This is a genomic window from Lacrimispora sphenoides JCM 1415 (assembly GCF_900105615.1).
In the GTDB taxonomy this organism is placed as follows: domain Bacteria; phylum Bacillota; class Clostridia; order Lachnospirales; family Lachnospiraceae; genus Lacrimispora; species Lacrimispora sphenoides.
In genome coordinates this window covers 3,267,264-3,286,017 of the sequence record NZ_LT630003.1, presented here as the reverse complement: position 1 = coordinate 3,286,017, position 18,754 = coordinate 3,267,264, and the positions used below count along the sequence as shown (strand labels likewise).

The following is an 18,754-nucleotide window of genomic DNA, read 5'->3' as shown; positions in this document are numbered from 1 at the left end:
GGAGGTATGCGATGAGGCATAGGAAAAGGAGATTTTTATTCAGTACTGTTTGCACACTTGGTATTTTGCTGACCGGTTTGGCAGGGGCTGCTCTGTTCTTTTGGATTCAGGAGAAAATCGAAGCGTCAAGGAAAAAGCCTGATGAGTTGTTTCTGGAATATGTGGAATGCCTTTCTAAGGCAGACTATACGGATATGTATCGGATGTTAGATGATCAGAGTCATTTAAATATCAGTGAAGAGGATTTTATCACAAGGCATAAAAATATCTACGAGGGAATCGAGGCTTCCGGAATAACCGCCCAGATCGGTCAGGTAGTGGAAAAAGACGGGGTAGCGGCGGTCAGCTACAATATGAGCCTTGACAGTATAGCAGGAGAAATAAATTTCAGCAATCAGGTAAAGTTCCGGAAGGAAAAGAAAAAAGGCTATCAGATGGCGTGGGACGACAGTGTGATCTTTCCGGAGCTGGGTCGTTCCGATAAGGTGAGAGTATCAACAGACAAGGCAAAGAGAGGAAGTGTTTTTGATAGGAACGGACTGCTTCTGGCAGGAAAAGGTACCGCTTCTTCCGTAGGCCTGGTTCCCGGAAAAATGAGTGAGGATTCTGCCGGAAATCTGGAGACCCTTGAGAACCTTCTTGGGATATCTGCGGATGCAATCGGGAAGAAACTATCAGCCAAATGGGTGAAAGAAGATTCTTTTGTACCGCTGAAGACCATTAAAAAAGTAGATGAATTAAATTTGAATTCCATGGAGCCCCGGGAGGACAATGTTAAAAATAAGGAATTCCAGGATGAACTTCTGGCTGTTCCAGGAGTCTTGATCACAGACACGGAAGTACGCTATTACCCGTTGGGAGAGAGTGGAGCCCATCTGGTGGGATATGTCCAGAATGTGACAGCTGAGGATCTAGAAAAGCATCCGGGTGAGGATTATCTTTCGGACAGCGTGATTGGAAGGAACGGGATGGAGGCCTTGTTTGAGAAGGAACTGAAAGGAACCAATGGACGGACAATTACCATTACTGACTCCGGCGGGACCGTTAAGAAAACCCTGGCTGCAAAGCCGAGGGTAGATGGAAAGGATATCACCCTGACCATTGACAGTAACCTTCAGGATGAGATTTATCAAGCATTCAAAGAGGATAAGAGCTGTACGGTCGCCATGAATCCTTTTACCGGCGAAGTGCTGGCCCTTGTCAGCACGCCATCCTACGATGACAATGATTTTATCCTTGGAATGTCTGAAGAAAAATGGGCTTCTTTAAATGAAGACGAAAGAAAGCCCATGTTCAACCGGTTCCGCCAGAGATTTGCTCCGGGATCTTCCTTTAAGCCCATAACCGGTGCTATCGGGCTTACCACCGGAGCGATTGATCCTAACGAGGATTTTGGTAGAGAAGGGTTAAGCTGGAGAAAGGATGAAAGCTGGGGGAATTACTATGTCACCACCCTTCATGATTACAGCCCAGCGATACTGGAAAATGCATTTATTTATTCGGATAACATTTATTTTGCAAAGGCTGCCTTAAAAATCGGTTATGATGATTTCATGTCCGGTCTTGATAAGCTGGGATTTAATCAGGAGATTCCTTTTGATATTTCTGTAACAAAGTCTCAATACTCCAATACGGAACGGATCGAAACAGAGGTTCAGCTGGCTGACAGCGGATACGGACAGGGTCAGATGTTAGTGAATCCCATACACTTGGCGTCGCTTTATACCATGTTTGCCAATCATGGAAACGTCATAAAGCCGTATCTACAGTACAAAGCGGAACCAAAGCCGGAAGTCTGGCTGCCGGGTGCTAGTTCCCCGGAGATTGCAGACAGGATTCAGACTGCTCTCGGCAAGGTGATCAGTTCCGAACACGGGACCGGGCATGCGGCTTACCGAAATGATATTGAGCTTGCGGGAAAGACGGGAACGGCTGAGATTAAGGCATCAAAAGACGATAGAACGGGTACGGAGCTTGGCTGGTTTGCTATTTATACAACAGATCCAAATCTGGAAACTCCTATTCTTCTTGTCAGTATGACGGAAGATGTGAAGGACCGGGGAGGGAGTGGGTATGTGGTGAGAAAGGACAAAGCTATAATGAAGTCTTATATTCCAGGGGGGCAGTAAATAGAGGGCTGCCGATATGGTTTGAATTTAATATGCTATTTCTTTTCTTTAATTAAAAAACGTTTTTATTATAAATATGATATTAAGAAATTATGCATAGATATACACAAAAAATCCCTAAGAACAAAATTAGGGATTTTTTTGTGTATGTTTATGCAGTTTTTCTGTCAGGTTGGGGAGGAAATGTAATCTTAAATTTATAACAATAGAACATATGTTCGAAAAAGGTATTGACAACTGGATTCGATGGTATTATAATCCAGATGTCGGCAAAATAGAACATGTGTTCGAAAAAGTAAGAAGAATAACGTAAGATCAGAGATTGGTTCGTGGCAATGTTTGAAACAGTTTAATGATCAGAGTTAACGTGATTAGCGGTAAAATAGCTAAAGAAATCAAAGAAAAAAAATTCAAATTAAAAAAGGAGAAATAATATGTCAAGTACAAATAAAACATCATTAGGATTAAATATGTGGGAAGCATCGGATAAACCGGTAAGACAGGATTTTGTCAATGATAATGTTATTATTGATGAGAAGATTACTAAGTTAAATAGTGATTTAATACACAGCAAATAATCAATAGGTAATGATAAAAATTTATAGTACAATGTGTTAGCCGATTGATTGTACATACTTCATTGGTACAAGCCCATTTCTTTTTCGGAACTGTTTATATTCATGCGTGAAGAATCGACATGAGCATAAAATATATGTTATGGACAATATGCTAATACAATTTTAAATGGAATGTGATTAATATCAAGAGGCCAGAAATACAGTATTTTGGATATAGTGCTTATTTGTATAATGATCATTTAAGTAAACTTGCTATATCAACATAACTATTCTGGCACCTATATTAACCAACTTATCAGCTTAGATACCATTCTTATCAGATATTTAGCCACCATTTCCAGAATATATTAACTATTTCCGGAAATTCCGGAGCAGCTGCCTGACATTTTTCGAATTTCCCTTATCAGATCTATACATATTTCAAAGTGGAACATCTTTGATTCAGATACCTGTCAATTAAGCTTATTTTGTTATAGTAAATCACTATATTATTGAGTAGTGGACCAAAACGGCCCTATCTTTTACAATAATGTGGAAGGAGGGCTTAACAAATGATAGAGCAGATTTTGGAAAAAGTGATCAATACTATGCTGCCGCACCTGGATAGTGGACAGATGGAGCAGTTGCATAATGCACTGTATATTAATTTTCATGGCGTGGAAGTAAGGGAAGAATGTTACGAGGTAGCAGAAACGGGCATTGACGGCGATGCCTTAAAGGTCAAGATGTTCGTGGCAAGCAAAAAGGCGGTTAACCGACAGGAAAATACCTTAAAGCAATATACAATGGAGATCTGCAAGATGCTGGATTTCCTGGGGAAACGGATTGAGGACATTACCGCCATGGATCTCCGATATTATTATGGGGTCATGAGGGAGCAGCACGGCATTAAAATGACCACCATGCAGACAAGGCTGCATTATTTATCCAGCTTCTGGGATTTCCTCACTACAGAGGAGCTAGTGACCAGTAACCCGGTTAAACGGGTAGGGATCCTGAAGCTGGCCAAGACCATCAAAAAGCCGTTTTCCCAGGAAGAAATGGAAGCACTTAGGGTTAATTGTACGGTACTGAGGGACCGTGCCTTAATGGAGTTTTTATACAGTACAGGTGTCAGGGTGTCAGAGCTGGCGTTACTGAATGTTTGTGATATAGAAATGGGGCGGCAGGAGTTGATTGTATTTGGTAAGGGAAGTAAGGAAAGAAAGGTGTATTTGACGGATAATGCTAGGTTTTACTTAAAGAGATACCTTAAAGAGCGCATGAAGGAGGAGGGGATAACCGAGGAAGAATTGGTAAATAAGCCTTTATTTGCAACACTAGATCAGCCTCATGCTCGCCTGACTGTTGCCGGAATCCAATATATGTTTAGGCAGCTTGGGCGGCGTGCAGGTGTGAAGAAGGTCCATCCGCATCGTTTCCGGAGGACTATAGCTACTGATCTACTGAATAGAGGGATGCCGGTGGAGCAGGTGTCAAAACTTCTGGGACATGAAAAATTAGATACGACAATGATCTACTGCACTGTTCAGGAGGAAAATGTGAAAGAGTCTCACCGAAAGTTTGCATAAATAGCTGGAATGGATTGATTTTAAGCAGCTGGAAACGGTTGCTTTATTAAGTTTACCCTTTTTCCATACAAAAGCTGGGAATGAAGTAATAAGGAGATATGAGAGATGGCTTAATAATATAGTGATTTACTACTAAGCAAAATTTAATATGGGTACTGGAATATCTGAATTGTATGGTGATGCACTTTATCATTATATGATGTGGTAATAACTTCTTTATGTGTCCGGCAATTTTGCCTTGGCTGCGATATTTCACAGACGGAACAATAATATTAAATAATCTCATAGGACCAATAAGAGATGGTACATTACACAATATGAGTAAGGACAGACATATCATGCACATATCAATAGTAAGGTACCACGTTGACCTTAATACATTACTGCGGAAACTACAGTTTATCGTTTGGATATCAGCGAGCGTATGGTTTAGCATATAAATGATCATTTAATTTAAATCGTTAAGATATAATCAATACTGTAGCTAGTTATGGCCGTCGTCATACTTAAAAATATATGCCATATACTCCAAAAAAGCTTAACCACCATATTTTCCATCAGCATATTTAAAGCCCTCAACCAGACCAGACCATGTATATTAACTAATTCACGAAAATGTCCTGGAGCAGTACCATAGAATATGTTTACAAGCTTTTCCTTATCGTTATCCATACGTTATTTCAAGTGAAAATCTTTGAATTAAAGTGTAAATCACTATTTAGTTAAGTCAATTGCCAAAAAACGAAATACAGCAAAAAATCGCATGATACAAATATCATAATCACGACAAAATACAAGTGCGGAGTACTAGACGAAAAACTCCAAATGCAATCAATTATGAAACAAAACTAAAATAACAAATAGAAAATGAAAGGAGAAACCTATTAATTATGAACCGACCAGAATGTTTACATATCCCTACCCTCCACGAGGGAGAACAAGCACAAATCAGCTGGGGAACGGTGGAAGCAGATAAAAATTATATTGTAGAACGGGTATTTAATGAATCTTTTTTACAGGCCCTGTCCGGATACACCTGGGATAATATTGACAGCACCAATGATCCATGGAGCATGTATGATGAGGATGCCCTCACCTGGCACAAAATCGAAACCAGAACAGGCAAAGGTCAGCACTGGGAACGCCTGGATTATGAGCAGTTAAGCTGGTCGCAGCTTGAGAACCATTCGCATACCTGGCAGCAGTTAGAAAGTCAGGAAATCAGTTTTGAAATATTTAAAGGTCCCGGCGATGAACGGCCCGGCATTGAGCAGGGATGTACCTGGCTGGAACTGGACGAGCTTAATAAAACCTGGACTAGCCTGGAAAGCTACGGAAATTCATGGGAGGAAGGAGAGAAGATGACGCTGCCTGGCCTCTCATGGGAGAGTATTGACTCCAGATGGCTGACGTTTAACGAATGGGAAGGAAAAGAATTGACCTTCCGTGAACTGGATACACAGAAACAGATTGAAGAACACCGGGGAATGACAGATTTCATCTCAATTGGGGCATTAAACGCAATGTACCGGATCAAAGCATATGATTCAAACGGTGATGAGTCTGATTATTTAGCAACAGTACAATTGCCGGTTATTCCTATATTTTACCGCAACAGCAACATGGAATACCCGGTAAAGACCGGCAAGCGTTACGCAGTCCTGCTGAAAGCCCAGGAGGTCAGCGGTCTGGACAAGATCCGCATGAACCTCCGGTATGATCCATACTTACTGGAATTAACCAGTCTCGCAGCCGGCAGCCTAAGAAGCATAGCAGAACCAGGAAATTATCCGGAAGAAAATTTAAGAATATATTCCAGTACTCCGGGAAAGCTGTGGTTTCAATCAACCAGACAGTTAAGTCAGAATAAGTGCTTTAGCGGTTCCATTGCATTGGTAGAATTTATCGCCAAGGGAACTGGAAGCGCAGCAGTATCATTAATTTAAGATGAAGAAGGGATTAGATGAACGATAATAAAAATATAGAAGATTACATTGATAAAAATGAATGGGAAGAGACTGATACAAAGGCAGCGGAGGATGTATCAGGCGGAGTAGAGAATGAAGCAAAAGGCCGGGAAACCCTGTTTAGTCGGGCAGCGCTGCCTGCGGAGGAGGAAGAATTTTCTGATATAAAAGAGTATCCGGAATCCCCATTTACCTACTTCGAAACAAACCAGGTAAATGTTAAGTTGAACACTGGCACTGTTCAATATGAAACAACCGATTTTGTACTGCCCGGCAGGGATGGCTTTGACGTTTCCATTGCCAGACGTTATGATTCTGGATGTGCAAATTTGGTGGATATGGATCCATATGTCAAAAGTGAAAAACTAAAAACAGGTTCGAAAGATAACAGTTTTTATACTTCGACATATGGACTGGGATACGGCTGGTCCTTTATCCTGCCGTCCATTGAGACTGTGCCGTATCTTAAATGTTCTAAACTGATAATATCTTATGATCCTCCAATTTCAACTTTAATGGGAACTCCCGGTTTTGATTATGTTCTGCATCTGGAAGACGGTAGAAGTTTAAAAATAAGCCGATCTTCAGACAGATTTCTTGGTTATGGCCTAAAAGATGTCAGTATCCTTACCAGCTCAGGAACCATTAAACACCCCTATGCCAATATTGCAAAAAGTTATGATATCATCATTGAATACAAGAATGGAAACAAGGACTATTTTAAAAATTTATGTGAAACTGTTGACGATCGAAATGGGCTGTTGCCGCAAAAGTTTACACTAACCGCTCGGCAGGATAAGTTTGGAAATACTATTTTCTACGATCTAAGGAGTTACGGCGGTATGAAGATTGTGGACACCTGGGGGCGTTCAATCAACCTGGAGAAGACCGATGATGGACTTATCTGGAAATTGCCGGAAAGTACGGCTGGAAAAGCATGCGAACTTTCCTACCATATCGATCAGGCACAGCCGCTTAAGCTCACCGCAGTCACAGATCCTGAGGGACGTAAGACCAATTATAACTACTATAATCAGGAAGAGTTCAGTGGCAGTATGAGTTATGCCTCCAAGGAGGTGGCAGGAAACACTACCGCAAATATGCCGCGTAAATATTTGCTACTAAAGAGTGTCACATACCCAAATCATGCATCCACGCAGTTTACATATGGCAGGAAAATTGGTATTGAAAGTGAAGCCGGTGGAATAATCACCCATTTTGTTTTGACAATGAAAGTTGATATCTTTAATGGAGCCGAATACAACCGAGGAGAATATAAATACACGCTTGATTCCGGAGTCGATAGCAGCAAAGGCAAGTATATTAAATTTGCAGAAGTAACAAATCACCAGGACATTGAGGAAACCCATCAGTTTAATTCGGAAGGACAACTAAAGAAAAAGGAAATCCGGCATCAGGAATCCCTTATATCAACGAGCGATTATACATATAGCAATAAGCTAATCGTGTTAGCCACTGACAAGATATTTGACAGAAACGATCAATCAAAATTTCTGCAAAAGGAAACCACTTGGGAATATTCCGAAGATAAAAAAGCAAATGTCATTAAGCATAAGGAAACCTATATGGATGACCCTTCCAGTGATCAGGAAATCATTACAGAGTATGGAGACTACAGTACTATTCTTAAAACAGAAAGAATAGACGGCACTGACCAGATCATAGAAAAAAATAAACTTCATAAGGATTTGGGAAATAGGGTAATAAAATATCATAAGGTCTATGAAAATGGAGTCTTAAAAGAAAAGACAGAATATGATTATAAGGATAATGTAATAAATCCCTATTGTGTGACCAACGAAAGAAAATATTTCCTGGCAGACAGTGGGAACCTGGAACAGTCCGGTGAGTATGCGGAAACCATTTATAAATACAGCTCTCCCGCCAGTACTTCCAGCAGATATACACATAAGGCTATATCAAAAGAACAGACCGACATCCGCGATGCAGACGGCAAGCTCTACGATCCAATCAAGGAAGAATTCCAATATGACAATTGGGGACGGCTCATTTACAAAAAAGATTCCAGGAATCAGGTAACTACCTACTGCTATGACCAGCTGGGACGGATGGTTGAAGAGAAGCTCCCTCCGATAGACGGTAAGCAGACAGTAAATGAAACCGATTATAATGACAACTTAAACTATATCACGACAACCGATGGAAACCACCAGAAAAAGCGGATTCAATACACCCCCTTTGGACAGATTCAGCAGGTTTGCCTGGCCGTATCCAAGGAACCGGCCTCCGGTGATGTAGTGCTCCAGGATTTCCGATATAATTCATGGGGAGAGCTTACAGAAGCGATTACATATGATGGTAACGGCACAGCACCGGCTAATATAAGAAAGACCGAGCGTTATACTTACGATTCTTTTGGCCGGGTACTGTCTCGCAGGATTCCCCAGGTGGGCTATGAAGAAACGTATGAATACAATGAGGTATTTACCGATCCGCGGGATAGCAGTAAGATGAAGTACCACCGCGAGGTAAAAAAAGTCATAGGAGACGCTTCCTCTCCGGATATCGTGACAGAATGTTATAAAGACCAAAAAGACCAGGTCAGGAAGGAATTTTTAGCCGGAGAAAGGTTGTTTACCTACGAATATGACAATGCAGGAAACAATATCAGTAAAATTGATGCCAGGAACAAAACAGAACGCTTTGAGTACGATTATGCAGGTCGTGTAGTAAAATCCATACGGACAGACTTCGGTCAAAATAGAATTACCAGCATTCAATATGATGCATTAGGCAATAAACGGTTCCAATGGGATGAAGCTGGAAAGAAGACCGAATTCCAATACGATAAAGCAGGCCGTCTGGTTAAAACCATAGCGCCGTTTGATAACCGCAGTCAGACTGTAAAATATTACTATGATGGAGCCGGTAATATCATATGGGAAAAGAAAGCTCAAAAGGATGCCTGGCAGGAGACTCAGTATGTGTATGATGCCAGGAACCGTTTGACTGATACCTACCAGTACTTAAGCCCCGGCAACTGGATTAAGACCACCTGCCGGTATGATGCGATGAATCAGGTCATTCTGAGGAGAACCGGGGACACCCCATCCGGCGAAGGGCGGGAGGTGACAAAATACATCTATGACTGCTTTGGAAATGTCACGGCAATGACGGATGCCCGAGGCTGTAAGGAATACTATGAGTATGACAAAGTCGGAAGACTGCAGAAAAAAACGGACAGGAACAAGGATCAGACCGTTTATCAGCATGATGCTCTGGGCCGTCTGATAAAAGAAACCGTGCAAAAGAAAACTCCTGATGGAATGGCAGTCAGTGAGCGGGAGTACGCCTATGGAAAGAATGGCAAGCGGATTCGAGAAGTCAGCCGGGAATCCGTGGGAGGAAAACAAACTGTCTTATTGGAGGCGAAGTACCGCTACAATCCTAAAGGACAGCTGATCCGCCAGGACGATCCAGGAAATATAAAGAAAGAATATACTTATGATATATATGGAAACCGCCAGTCCTTTCAACTAACCCGTGAAGGAAATGCAAGCGCGGATCTCAGTCTGTATTACGCGTATGATGATTTATACCGATTGAAGCAGGTAAGAAAAAACAATGCTGCCGGGGTGATACTGGCCGAGTACGAATACGATGAAAAGGGCAACCGTAAAACCCTCCGCTATCCGCAGTCCGGTATGGAAACCATCTATCAGTATAATGATGGCAACAGGGTTATATCTCTAGAGAATAAACGGCAGGGAACCGTGATTTCTGCATGGGAATACGGCTATGATGTGGATGGGAACATTCTAAACAAGATTAACAAAGCCGGTTCTGCTCCAGTCGCCATATCCTATCAATATGACCGACTGGGTCGTCTGACTGAAGAAGATTATTCCGACTGGAAGCGGACATTTTATACCTATGATGTCTATTCCAACCGTGTGAAAATGATGGTGGAAGGAAGAACAAAGGATGAACTGGTCAGTGTTACCAATTATGAGTATGGTTTGAACAATCGGCTGGAAAAAGAAACAAAAAAGCAAGGGAAAACAACGGAAACGTATCGATACCGTTATGATGATAATGGGAATGAAATCTTCCGGATTTGGGAAAAAACATCTCCTACGCCAGATTATCCGGGAAATGTCAAGTTATCGGGTTATTACCAATTAGAGACTCCGACTGTTTATGAGTGGAGACATTATAATGGATTCAACCAACTGAGTCTGATCAATCAGGATGAGAAAGAGATTCTATATCAGTACCGTGGAGATGGCCTGCGCCACAGCACCCTGGTAAGGAAACTGAACGAAAGCCAGGGGAAAACGAATTTGTATTGCTGGGATAGAAGCGATATCGTAGCGGAACAGACTGACGGCGAAAAGATTAAAACCTATATAAGAGGAATCAATTTGATTGCCAGAGAAATCGATCGTGTGGTATACTACTATATATTGAATGAGCATGGGGATGTAACCCAGCTTTGGAGTCAAAGCGGAACGTGCAAAGCCTTATATGAGTATGATGCTTTTGGAGTTGAGAGAACCCCCGATAAGGAGGATGAGAATCCTTTCCGATATTGTGGGGAGTATTTCGATCTAAGCAGTAGTACATATTATCTTCGTGCCAGAGATTATAGATCTTCGACAGGCCGATTCCTCGCTGAGGACAGTATTGAAAAAACGACAAGGAAGATGCCGAATGATCAAGAGATTACAGACCCACTCAGTCTGAATAAGTATACTTATTGTCACAATAATCCGATTGTATATAATGATCCAACTGGACATCTTCCATTTTTGGTTCTTGCAGGACTAGCCGGTTTAGCAGCTGGAGCGATTGCAGGGGGAATATCATCGGCCATTCAGGGTAAATTTTCCTTGGAAGCAACAGTTCAAGGTGCTGCAATCGGAAGTACGGTCGGTCTAACCGGAGGAGCGGGCCTTGCATATGGTGTTACTGGCAGTGCTCTTGCATCAACTGGTGCAGTTGCGTCAGGTCTTGGATTTGGTGTAGCAACTGGTTTTGAGCAGGCTCGACAATTATTGCAGTCACAACAAATGAGAGCTATTGAGGGCGCTGGGACTGCAAAAGGGCTTATTGGAAAAGACTTTGAAGACTTTTTAACGAAAAAGATAGGTGGTTATGGTTCATTTAGTATAGGTGGACGAGATTTTGACGGCGGCCTTGGAAATAGATGGTGGGAAGCTAAATCAGGACAATATTGGAATATGTTAGAAAGCAATCCTAATAATGTACTTAAATTCAAAAGTGACATGGGAGATAGACTTAAAATTGCTATCGATAATGGTGCTACTTATGAACTGTTCTCGAATACCTCCATACCACAAACAATCAAAGACTGGTTAACTAAAAAAGGAATACCGTTTACAGAAATTCTCAAATAAATTTGGAGGTGCATTAATGTCCATATCAGCTTCGTTAAGTATTACACTTGCCAATAGATGTAATCAATCTTTATCTTCTATAAAAATAATTAATAGTCTTTTAAATAACGGTTGGTACTTAGAAAAGAATAACAAAATTTATTATCTACCACTAGGGGATGATGATGATTTTGACTGGCAAGAAAACCAAATAAACAAGGATGCTTTTGCTGAAATAGTAGAGCAAAAAGAACAGGCTGGCGAAATAATAGGCGTAGGGCTAACATGGGGAAATACCGACATAGGTGTTATTTTATTAATCTATACGAACTATCAATTATCGTTTAGCCTTACAATTAACAGAAAAAAATTACAAAGCAATATTACTGATTTCAATTGGTATTTAGAGAAAATTTTGCCTTGTCTTGAGACAGATTTTATGACTGTCTCAAACTTTTCTTTTAGTCAAGATTAGTAATTGAGCAACAAGAAACAGCACAAAAAGCCCAATGCTATGGGCTTTTTTGCTGTTAGTCTAGTATTGTTTTTCAATGACCTCGATGGCAATCCTCATTCACAAATAGAATTCAAATTAAGTTGTTATAAAATTCGACTTTTCTTTTAAAATAAAAGGAGTTTATATTATGGAATTTTTTAATAGTGGTTTTAGGAATATCTTTATGTTTCGGGTATGTCTTAAAGAACTGGATTAAAGATGTAGATAATAAATATATCCCAACTATTTGTGCTTGTCTAGGTATTATTTTATCCTCATGGTTAAATAACTGGGCTGTCACACCACAGATTATGCTAAGCGGAATGATAAGCGGTCTGGCAAGTACGGGACTTCATCAGGCCATGAAACAGTGGATTGAAAAGAAATAAAAGATTGGAGGAAATACATGGCTGGAGTTTTACTCAATATAGGTGGTAGAGCAAATATGATCTTTTGCGAATATTTTGTAGATGATGAAAGTGAAATTCAATATTTACCCACTACAACAGAAAAAGGAACAGGGTCCTTTAAGGATAATCCTTCTTTTTGCAGTTGCGTCAGGTCTTGGATTAACCGTGGGGCCTGCTGGAGCAACTGGTTTTGAGCATGTGTTAAAAATCAATTACCAAATAAGCAAGAAGTGTTTGACCCATTATCACTTAACCTGTATACTTATTGTCACAACAATCCAGTATTTTACTCTGATCCAACCGGGCATATTGCACATCCTTTCTTGGTTGTTGCAGGGCTAGTTGGTTTCGCGGCTGGAGCGATTGCAGGCGGAATATCATCGGCCATTCAGGGCAAATTATCCTGGGAAGCAATAGTTCAAGGTGCTGCAATCGGAAGTACGGTCGGTCTAACTGGAGGAGCTGGCCTTGCATATGGTGTTACTGGCAGTGCTCTTGCATCAACTGGTGCAGTTACGTCAGGTCTTGGATTTGGTGCAGCAACTGTGGGGCCTTCTGGAGCAACTGGTTTTGAGCAGGCTCGGCAGTTACTGCAGTCACAACAAATGAGAGCTGTCGAGGGCGCTGGAAAAGTAATGAACCCTTCTGATGTTGCGAGTAAGATAGTGAATGCGGAGCGAATGGGGACAGCATTGACCAAGACAGACGTATATCATACATCTGCAAGCTATTTGTCAGAGAGTCAACTTGCTGCTGGAAAAACCTTTAACATTACAGGTGGAGATAGTATTCAGCGAACATTGTTACAAGTTGAGGGTGGGCTTAACGGTAAAACAGGTATATTTGAGTATATCATTGAACCCAATGGGACAGTTTCCCATCAACTATTTAAACCAGGAGGCATTATTAATGGAATATCAAATTAGCAAAATAACTAATGCACAATTGGATAAATTAGCCATTGAAAGTGGTTTGCCAATGAATTCATTACGGATCTCAATGCCATATCCATATATCTCAAAACTTATTAACTTAAATTGGCATGATGTTCTGTTTGCAGTTGAAAATGGCTTTTTATCGCATCAGGCTACTGTTGAACACGCTATGATTGAACTTGAAAATAACGAAAATTACCCTCAGGCAGTTCTTGATTTGGTGTGCTTATCACCAGAAGAGGCGATGTATCCGCATTCTATTCATCCCTATATTGATGATTTAGCAAACATTGAGTCGGAAGATAAAAAAAGTGCAACAAATGACAAAATAATGTATGCCGTACTAAATTGGGTGTTTGAACATAAAGAATGTTACGAAGATCCATTAAAAGTAGTCGAATTCATTTATGATGATTTTGACTTTCCAAAATCAATAGATAGTTTTGTTAGATATAAGCCCTCTGCTCAACCTTTGCTTGGCACTGTGGAGGCTAATATAGAACGACTGTTTAACAATTGGAAAGACTTCTTAAACGAACAAAAAGCAAAATATTCTGTATAGCATCATGAAAAACAAGCCCTCAATCTTTTGGATTTTGGGCTTGTTCTCCTAATATCGCTTCTGCATGACTTCGATGGCAATCCTCATTCCCAAACAGAATCCATCAACAAACCCGTCAGCAGTGGCAATCCGGCTCATGTTACCATGGGCATCTGAAAAACATTGGAACAGTTCTTTTTCAACTTCATTTAAGAGAATTACCGGTACGCTGGTTTTTAGGTGGAAGATAAGAAAAAAGAGGAGAGTGCTATGCAAAGAAGAGAGAATTACCTTTATGTTTGTATGGATTTGCACAAGGAATCCCATACAGCTTTTTGGTGAATTGCTGGAATGAAAAGTTAGACGTTATTACGATTGAAAATAAACCCAGTGAGTTCAATATAATAAAAAGGCAAATGGATTGGGGATATCCCCTATTTATAGTTTGGAAAATGCCTATTCTCATGGCAGAAGCCTTGCAGTATGGCTGATAGAAAAAGGTTATGCGGTTAAGGATATTAACCCGGCGTTAGCCTATGACCAGCGTAAAAGTGCGCCAACATTTCAGAAAAATGATGAATACGATGCGTATGCTGTTGCTACGGTTTTGATAAACCAGTTAAATACTCTGCCTGACGCAAAGCCTGAGGATAGCCATTGGACGCTGTCACAGCTTGTGAACCGCCGTGATATTCTTGTGAAAGATGGCATCCGTTTAAAAAATGGCTTGCATGATCAAATATCAATTGCGTACCCAAAATCTTCGTCTATGATCGAATTGATAAAATCCCATCTTGGGCTGCGAATCCATCTTCATGAATCATAAAAAAAATTATCTTTGATGTGATATGATGATAGGAGTTAGGCATCTACAGTTAGCGTCCTGTCCGCCCGCCTTTCTATGGTGATTGGACATAAATTTCTTCATCATTTAAAATATCCAATGTAATTTTTCCTGCCATACTTCCATTCGCCTGAGCCCCACCCTGAATATTTGTCGCAAACACATAGGTTTCCTCTCCGTTCTCCACAAAGCCGATAAACCATCCATTTACATTCTCCCCTTCCACAGTCCCGGTCCCGGTTTTCCCATATAGTGAAGCACCATTGGAAGAAGAAAGGAGTAAGGACTTTTTTACCGCCTTTATATTTTCCGACCGGAATGGAAGCTCATCCTGATAGAACCGGGCTAAAAGCTCCACCTGCTCAACCGGTGAAATCTTTAACGAGGATTGGATCCAGTAACGCCCTATTCCACCGGATAAGTCCCTGTTACCATATCCGATGGTATCTAAGTATTGCCTTAACCTAGGCAGCCCGGTCTTTTCATCCAGGGAAGTGAAATACCAGTTAACCGAACGCTTCATGGCAGTATCAAGAGTCTGGTCCTGGTTCCAGGCTTCAAAAGGGTAACTGGTCCCATCCCAGGAAAGCAGGGAGGCTTCCGGCGTTATGGTTCCAATTTCCAGAGCGGCTAAGGCGCTGTAAATCTTATAAGTGGAATCCGGGGAAACCCTTCTTGTTCCGGCTTCCCGGTTATAGATGCAGTACTGTCCCGAATCTAAGCAATACAGAACAAAGCAGCCATCGTATCCTTTGAAATAAGAGGATAAATCCAGAGTGGTTACATTTTCAGCCGTAAAGTCGTATTCTGTACCAGTGTAGGCATCTGCAGACAATACCGGAATACAGCCCAGCACCAGTGCTGCAATCACAGTAAAAAGAATTCTGCCTTTCACCACACGCCACCTGGATTCTTTGCGGTAACCGGCAATGTTCAGAATGCGCCTTTTTATCTCTTTCCTTGAGCCGCTGATACTGGCGGCGGAATAGGAAAATAGGGATATCTTTTCCGCAAAATTTATCAGCGTGCTTCCATAATCCAGATAGCTGTCCGAATCCAGCAGGGACAGGACTGATGAATCGCAGGCAATCTCCCGGTCGCTTCTCATTTCCTTAAAAGCAAACCAGACAATGGGATGGAACCAGTAAATGATCTGTACCAGAGCCATAAGCCTGTTTACTAGAAGGTCCTTGTGTTTGCAGTGTAAAAGCTCATGGAGAAGAATATACCGGATTTCCTTTTTGGAAAGCTCAGAAAGCATATTAATAGGAACAATGATACAAGGATTCCATAATCCGGCCGCAATAGGAGAGGAAATATAAGCGCTGCTATAAATCGGTATTTCTTTTTTTACACCAGATTCTTCCATACATGTTGCAAATAGTTCCCGTATCTCCTTATTCTGAAGTGGAAGAGAAGACCTTTTCAGCTGCCTGATTTTCCTACTGGAATGGATATGAAAACCAGCCATTAATACCATGCCGGTGATCCAGATACCAGTTAAAACAGTAGGAAGGCCCGGATGCGCTGCACGGCTTACGGAAACAGAAAAATCCTGGAGAAAATATTCGGTGGCTGCCGCGGTTTTATAAGCAGCCCCTAAAGTACCTGCATGCTCAGGCGAAAAGGAGCCACCCAAAAACCGCAGCAGCTTAAACGCATATCCAGGAAAAAGAAAAGAGCATGGCATAAAAGGGACAGCCAGCACAAACAGAAACAGGAACCAAAGATTGTACCGGATTCTTGCAGTCAGCTGTTGGTTTAATAATTTTCTGACCAGCAGGATTGCGGCAAGCAAAATGACCAGAACCACGCTGTTAAGACAAAGGCGTGTGATAAAAGAATCGGGCATAATCAGCGTTCCTCCTCTTGTCCGCCCAGAAGAAGCTTTCTCAGCTCTGCCAGGTCTTCGCTTGATACATAATCACTATTTAAATAGTTGGTCACCATGCTTGATATCTTTCCGTTGTAGAAGCGGTTTAAAAAATGATCATTTTCTTTCGTTAAATATTCCTTTTTTTCCACGAGCGGGGTATAGACGAAAACACGGCCTTCCTTCCGATAGGTGGCAGCACCCTTTTGGACCAGTCTTTTTAAGAGTGTGTGAATGGTCTTTGGGTTCCAGTTGGTGGTATTCACCAGTTTGTCCGTCACTTCGTTGGTACTGATGGGGGCATCATTCCATAGCACCTTCATTACCTCATATTCTGCTTCGGATATTTGCGGCAGTTGATTCATATGCGGTCTCCTGTTCTTACATTTGTAATAATACTATTATAAGAGCACGATACCGGCATGTCAATGAGTTCTATGACTCTGTCAGTTTGCAATCAGCGTAATATTAAAATATAAACAGATTTTAAACATGGGACCGTCGGATATTGCATTTACTTAACAGCCATTTTTCCGTAAAATGAAACCATAAACAAACAAGGGAGGTTTAAGGGATGAAATTAAGGAGATTAAGCGGCATACTTTTGGCAGGGCTGATGGCGGCTGGAACGCTGGCCGGGTGTTCAGGGTCCAAGACAGATACCACAACAGCGGCAGCAGGCGGACAGACAGCTGCACAGACAGAAGCGGAAAAGACTCAGCCAGCGAGTGGGGAAAAAACCGTCATTAAGGTCTGGTCCAAAGACCGGCACGACGCTACATATGTTCAGAAAAAGGTAGACGAATACAATGCAAGTAACACGGATAACATTCAGGTAGATTATCAGCTTTACACGGATAATTATGTGCAGGCCATTGATATGGCGGTACAAAGCGGCGAGCTCCCTGATATTTTGGTACAGCAGGACCAGATGTTTGATAAATATGTAAACGAGGGGCAGTGGGCAGATTTTTATGATTACATGGATTCTGATATGAAAGAATATTTTAAATCTGTGGTTTATCCCGGTTACAACGAACTGGATGGAAAGCTGTATTTTATCCCAACCACCGGAACAACCTGCCGTCTTTTCTATAACAAAGAAATCTTTGACCGTGTAGGGATTTCGGAACCGCCTAAAACTCTGGAAGAAGTGGTGGAGTATGCTAAAAAAATCAATACGGAATTATCCAAAGAAGGAATTTATGGATTTGCAGAAAATATGAAAAGTGCCAGCTCCGGCTTGCAGCGTTCCATATTGGTCGGCCTGGATCGAGAGACCGGTCTGGTACGTGGATATGACTTCGTAAAGGGAGAATACGACTTTTCACAGTGGGCAGATACTTTGAAGCTTTGGAAGGAACTGTTATCTGATGAATGTGCGTTTCCTGGATGTGAATCACTGGATATCGATCCCTTAAGAACTCAGTTTGCAGCCGGCAAGATTGGTATGTATATGTCTTACAGCCATGCAGAGCCAGGGGTATACCAGAATCAGTTCCCTATGGATTCCTCTAAATGGGACTGCGTACCCATTCCAACCGTTGGCGGAAAAGCCACCGGAAAACAGTATTTTACCGGTACAGGAAGTTATGTTTTAAATGCAAAAAGTCCTAACGTGGATAAAGCATTTAAGGTTTATAAGGATATCTTTGCAAATGAAGATTATTTAATCGGATACTACGAAGGCGGATTTGGCGTAAGCATTCTTCCAAGCGTTATTGAAAAGGCAAAGCCAGGCAAAGATTTCCAGGATAAAAAATGGCTGCTCATCAGTGATATTGATGCCCTCCTTCCTAAGCCTCCTCACACTGCCTTCGCATCTGGTATGGTGGTGGAAGGTGAAGATATGTTTAAAACCTGCGAATCTATTTATTATGGAGACGCGGATATAGATTCTACCTTAAAGGATCTGACAGACCGTTACAATAAAGCGTATCAGGAAGCAGTGAAAAATGGAAGCGGTCATGAAGTAAAGATTGAAAACTATGACCCGATGAATCCAACTTTACAGTAATATTGAAAGAGG

At 41.4% G+C, this 18,754-nt stretch carries 15 protein-coding genes; 12 read left to right on the top strand and 3 right to left on the bottom strand.

The genetic code is table 11. The annotated features are described in order from the left end of the window. Nucleotides 1-11 precede the first annotated feature (11 nt). The 10 genes from BMX69_RS14850 (at nt 12) to BMX69_RS14805 (ending at nt 14,029) form a co-directional block, all read left to right on the top strand. Entirely contained in the window at nt 12-2,129 is a 2,118-nt protein-coding gene (locus tag BMX69_RS14850; RefSeq protein ID WP_100042771.1) for a penicillin-binding transpeptidase domain-containing protein, read from the top strand. A 434-nt stretch (nt 2,130-2,563) separates the two neighbouring features. Beyond that, nucleotides 2,564-2,707: a hypothetical protein gene (locus BMX69_RS24160; protein WP_157724421.1), complete on the top strand. Its 144-nt coding sequence runs from the start codon at nt 2,564-2,566 to the stop codon at nt 2,705-2,707. Nucleotides 2,708-3,258: 551 nt separating this feature from the next. Beyond that, nucleotides 3,259-4,278 (top strand): tyrosine-type recombinase/integrase, encoded by a 1,020-nt coding sequence (locus BMX69_RS14845; RefSeq protein WP_100042770.1) that lies wholly within the window; start codon nt 3,259-3,261, stop codon nt 4,276-4,278. Between the two features lie 890 nt (nt 4,279-5,168). Further along, nucleotides 5,169-6,224, top strand: a complete 1,056-nt coding sequence (locus BMX69_RS14835) for a cohesin domain-containing protein (RefSeq protein ID WP_100042768.1) — start codon at nt 5,169-5,171, stop codon at nt 6,222-6,224. Nucleotides 6,225-6,241: 17 nt separating this feature from the next. Beyond that, the gene (locus tag BMX69_RS14830; RefSeq protein WP_100042767.1) at nt 6,242-11,647 is read left to right on the top strand and encodes an RHS repeat domain-containing protein; all 5,406 of its coding nucleotides are present in this window, start codon (nt 6,242-6,244) and stop codon (nt 11,645-11,647) included. 16 nt (nt 11,648-11,663) lie between these two features. Then, complete coding sequence (locus tag BMX69_RS14825) at nt 11,664-12,101, top strand: hypothetical protein (RefSeq protein WP_100042766.1); 438 nt, start codon at nt 11,664-11,666, stop codon at nt 12,099-12,101. A 185-nt stretch (nt 12,102-12,286) separates the two neighbouring features. Continuing rightward, nucleotides 12,287-12,511 (top strand): phage holin family protein, encoded by a 225-nt coding sequence (locus BMX69_RS25130; protein WP_334292465.1) that lies wholly within the window; start codon nt 12,287-12,289, stop codon nt 12,509-12,511. A 17-nt stretch (nt 12,512-12,528) separates the two neighbouring features. After that, nucleotides 12,529-12,726, top strand: a complete 198-nt coding sequence (locus tag BMX69_RS14815) for a hypothetical protein (RefSeq protein ID WP_054792091.1) — start codon at nt 12,529-12,531, stop codon at nt 12,724-12,726. Nucleotides 12,727-12,762: 36 nt separating this feature from the next. Next, complete coding sequence (locus BMX69_RS14810; protein ID WP_054792090.1) at nt 12,763-13,458, top strand: RHS repeat-associated core domain-containing protein; 696 nt, start codon at nt 12,763-12,765, stop codon at nt 13,456-13,458. Then, nucleotides 13,442-14,029 (top strand): DUF2247 family protein, encoded by a 588-nt coding sequence (locus tag BMX69_RS14805; RefSeq protein ID WP_157724420.1) that lies wholly within the window; start codon nt 13,442-13,444, stop codon nt 14,027-14,029. The genes BMX69_RS14810 and BMX69_RS14805 overlap by 17 nt, the downstream gene beginning before the upstream one ends. Nucleotides 14,030-14,077: 48 nt before the next feature. Here the strand turns inward: BMX69_RS14805 and BMX69_RS25245 are convergent, their stop codons facing one another. Next, nucleotides 14,078-14,335 (bottom strand): DUF6809 family protein, encoded by a 258-nt coding sequence (locus BMX69_RS25245; protein ID WP_100042763.1) that lies wholly within the window; start codon nt 14,333-14,335, stop codon nt 14,078-14,080. 118 nt (nt 14,336-14,453) lie between these two features. Here BMX69_RS25245 and BMX69_RS14795 point away from each other — a divergent pair, with 118 nt between their 5' ends. Continuing rightward, nucleotides 14,454-14,834, top strand: a complete 381-nt coding sequence (locus tag BMX69_RS14795; protein WP_242941268.1) for an IS110 family transposase — start codon at nt 14,454-14,456, stop codon at nt 14,832-14,834. Nucleotides 14,835-14,907: 73 nt separating this feature from the next. On the opposite strand, the gene BMX69_RS14790 is transcribed toward BMX69_RS14795, so the two are convergent. Both BMX69_RS14790 and BMX69_RS14785 read right to left on the bottom strand, forming a co-directional pair. Further along, the gene (locus BMX69_RS14790; RefSeq protein ID WP_100042762.1) at nt 14,908-16,704 is read right to left on the bottom strand and encodes a BlaR1 family beta-lactam sensor/signal transducer; all 1,797 of its coding nucleotides are present in this window, start codon (nt 16,702-16,704) and stop codon (nt 14,908-14,910) included. Between the two features lie 2 nt (nt 16,705-16,706). Then, the gene (locus tag BMX69_RS14785; RefSeq protein WP_100042761.1) at nt 16,707-17,090 is read right to left on the bottom strand and encodes a BlaI/MecI/CopY family transcriptional regulator; all 384 of its coding nucleotides are present in this window, start codon (nt 17,088-17,090) and stop codon (nt 16,707-16,709) included. 209 nt (nt 17,091-17,299) lie between these two features. On the opposite strand from BMX69_RS14785, the gene BMX69_RS14780 reads away from it, so the two are divergent. Continuing rightward, complete coding sequence (locus BMX69_RS14780) at nt 17,300-18,742, top strand: ABC transporter substrate-binding protein (RefSeq protein WP_100042760.1); 1,443 nt, start codon at nt 17,300-17,302, stop codon at nt 18,740-18,742. Nucleotides 18,743-18,754 lie beyond the last annotated feature (12 nt).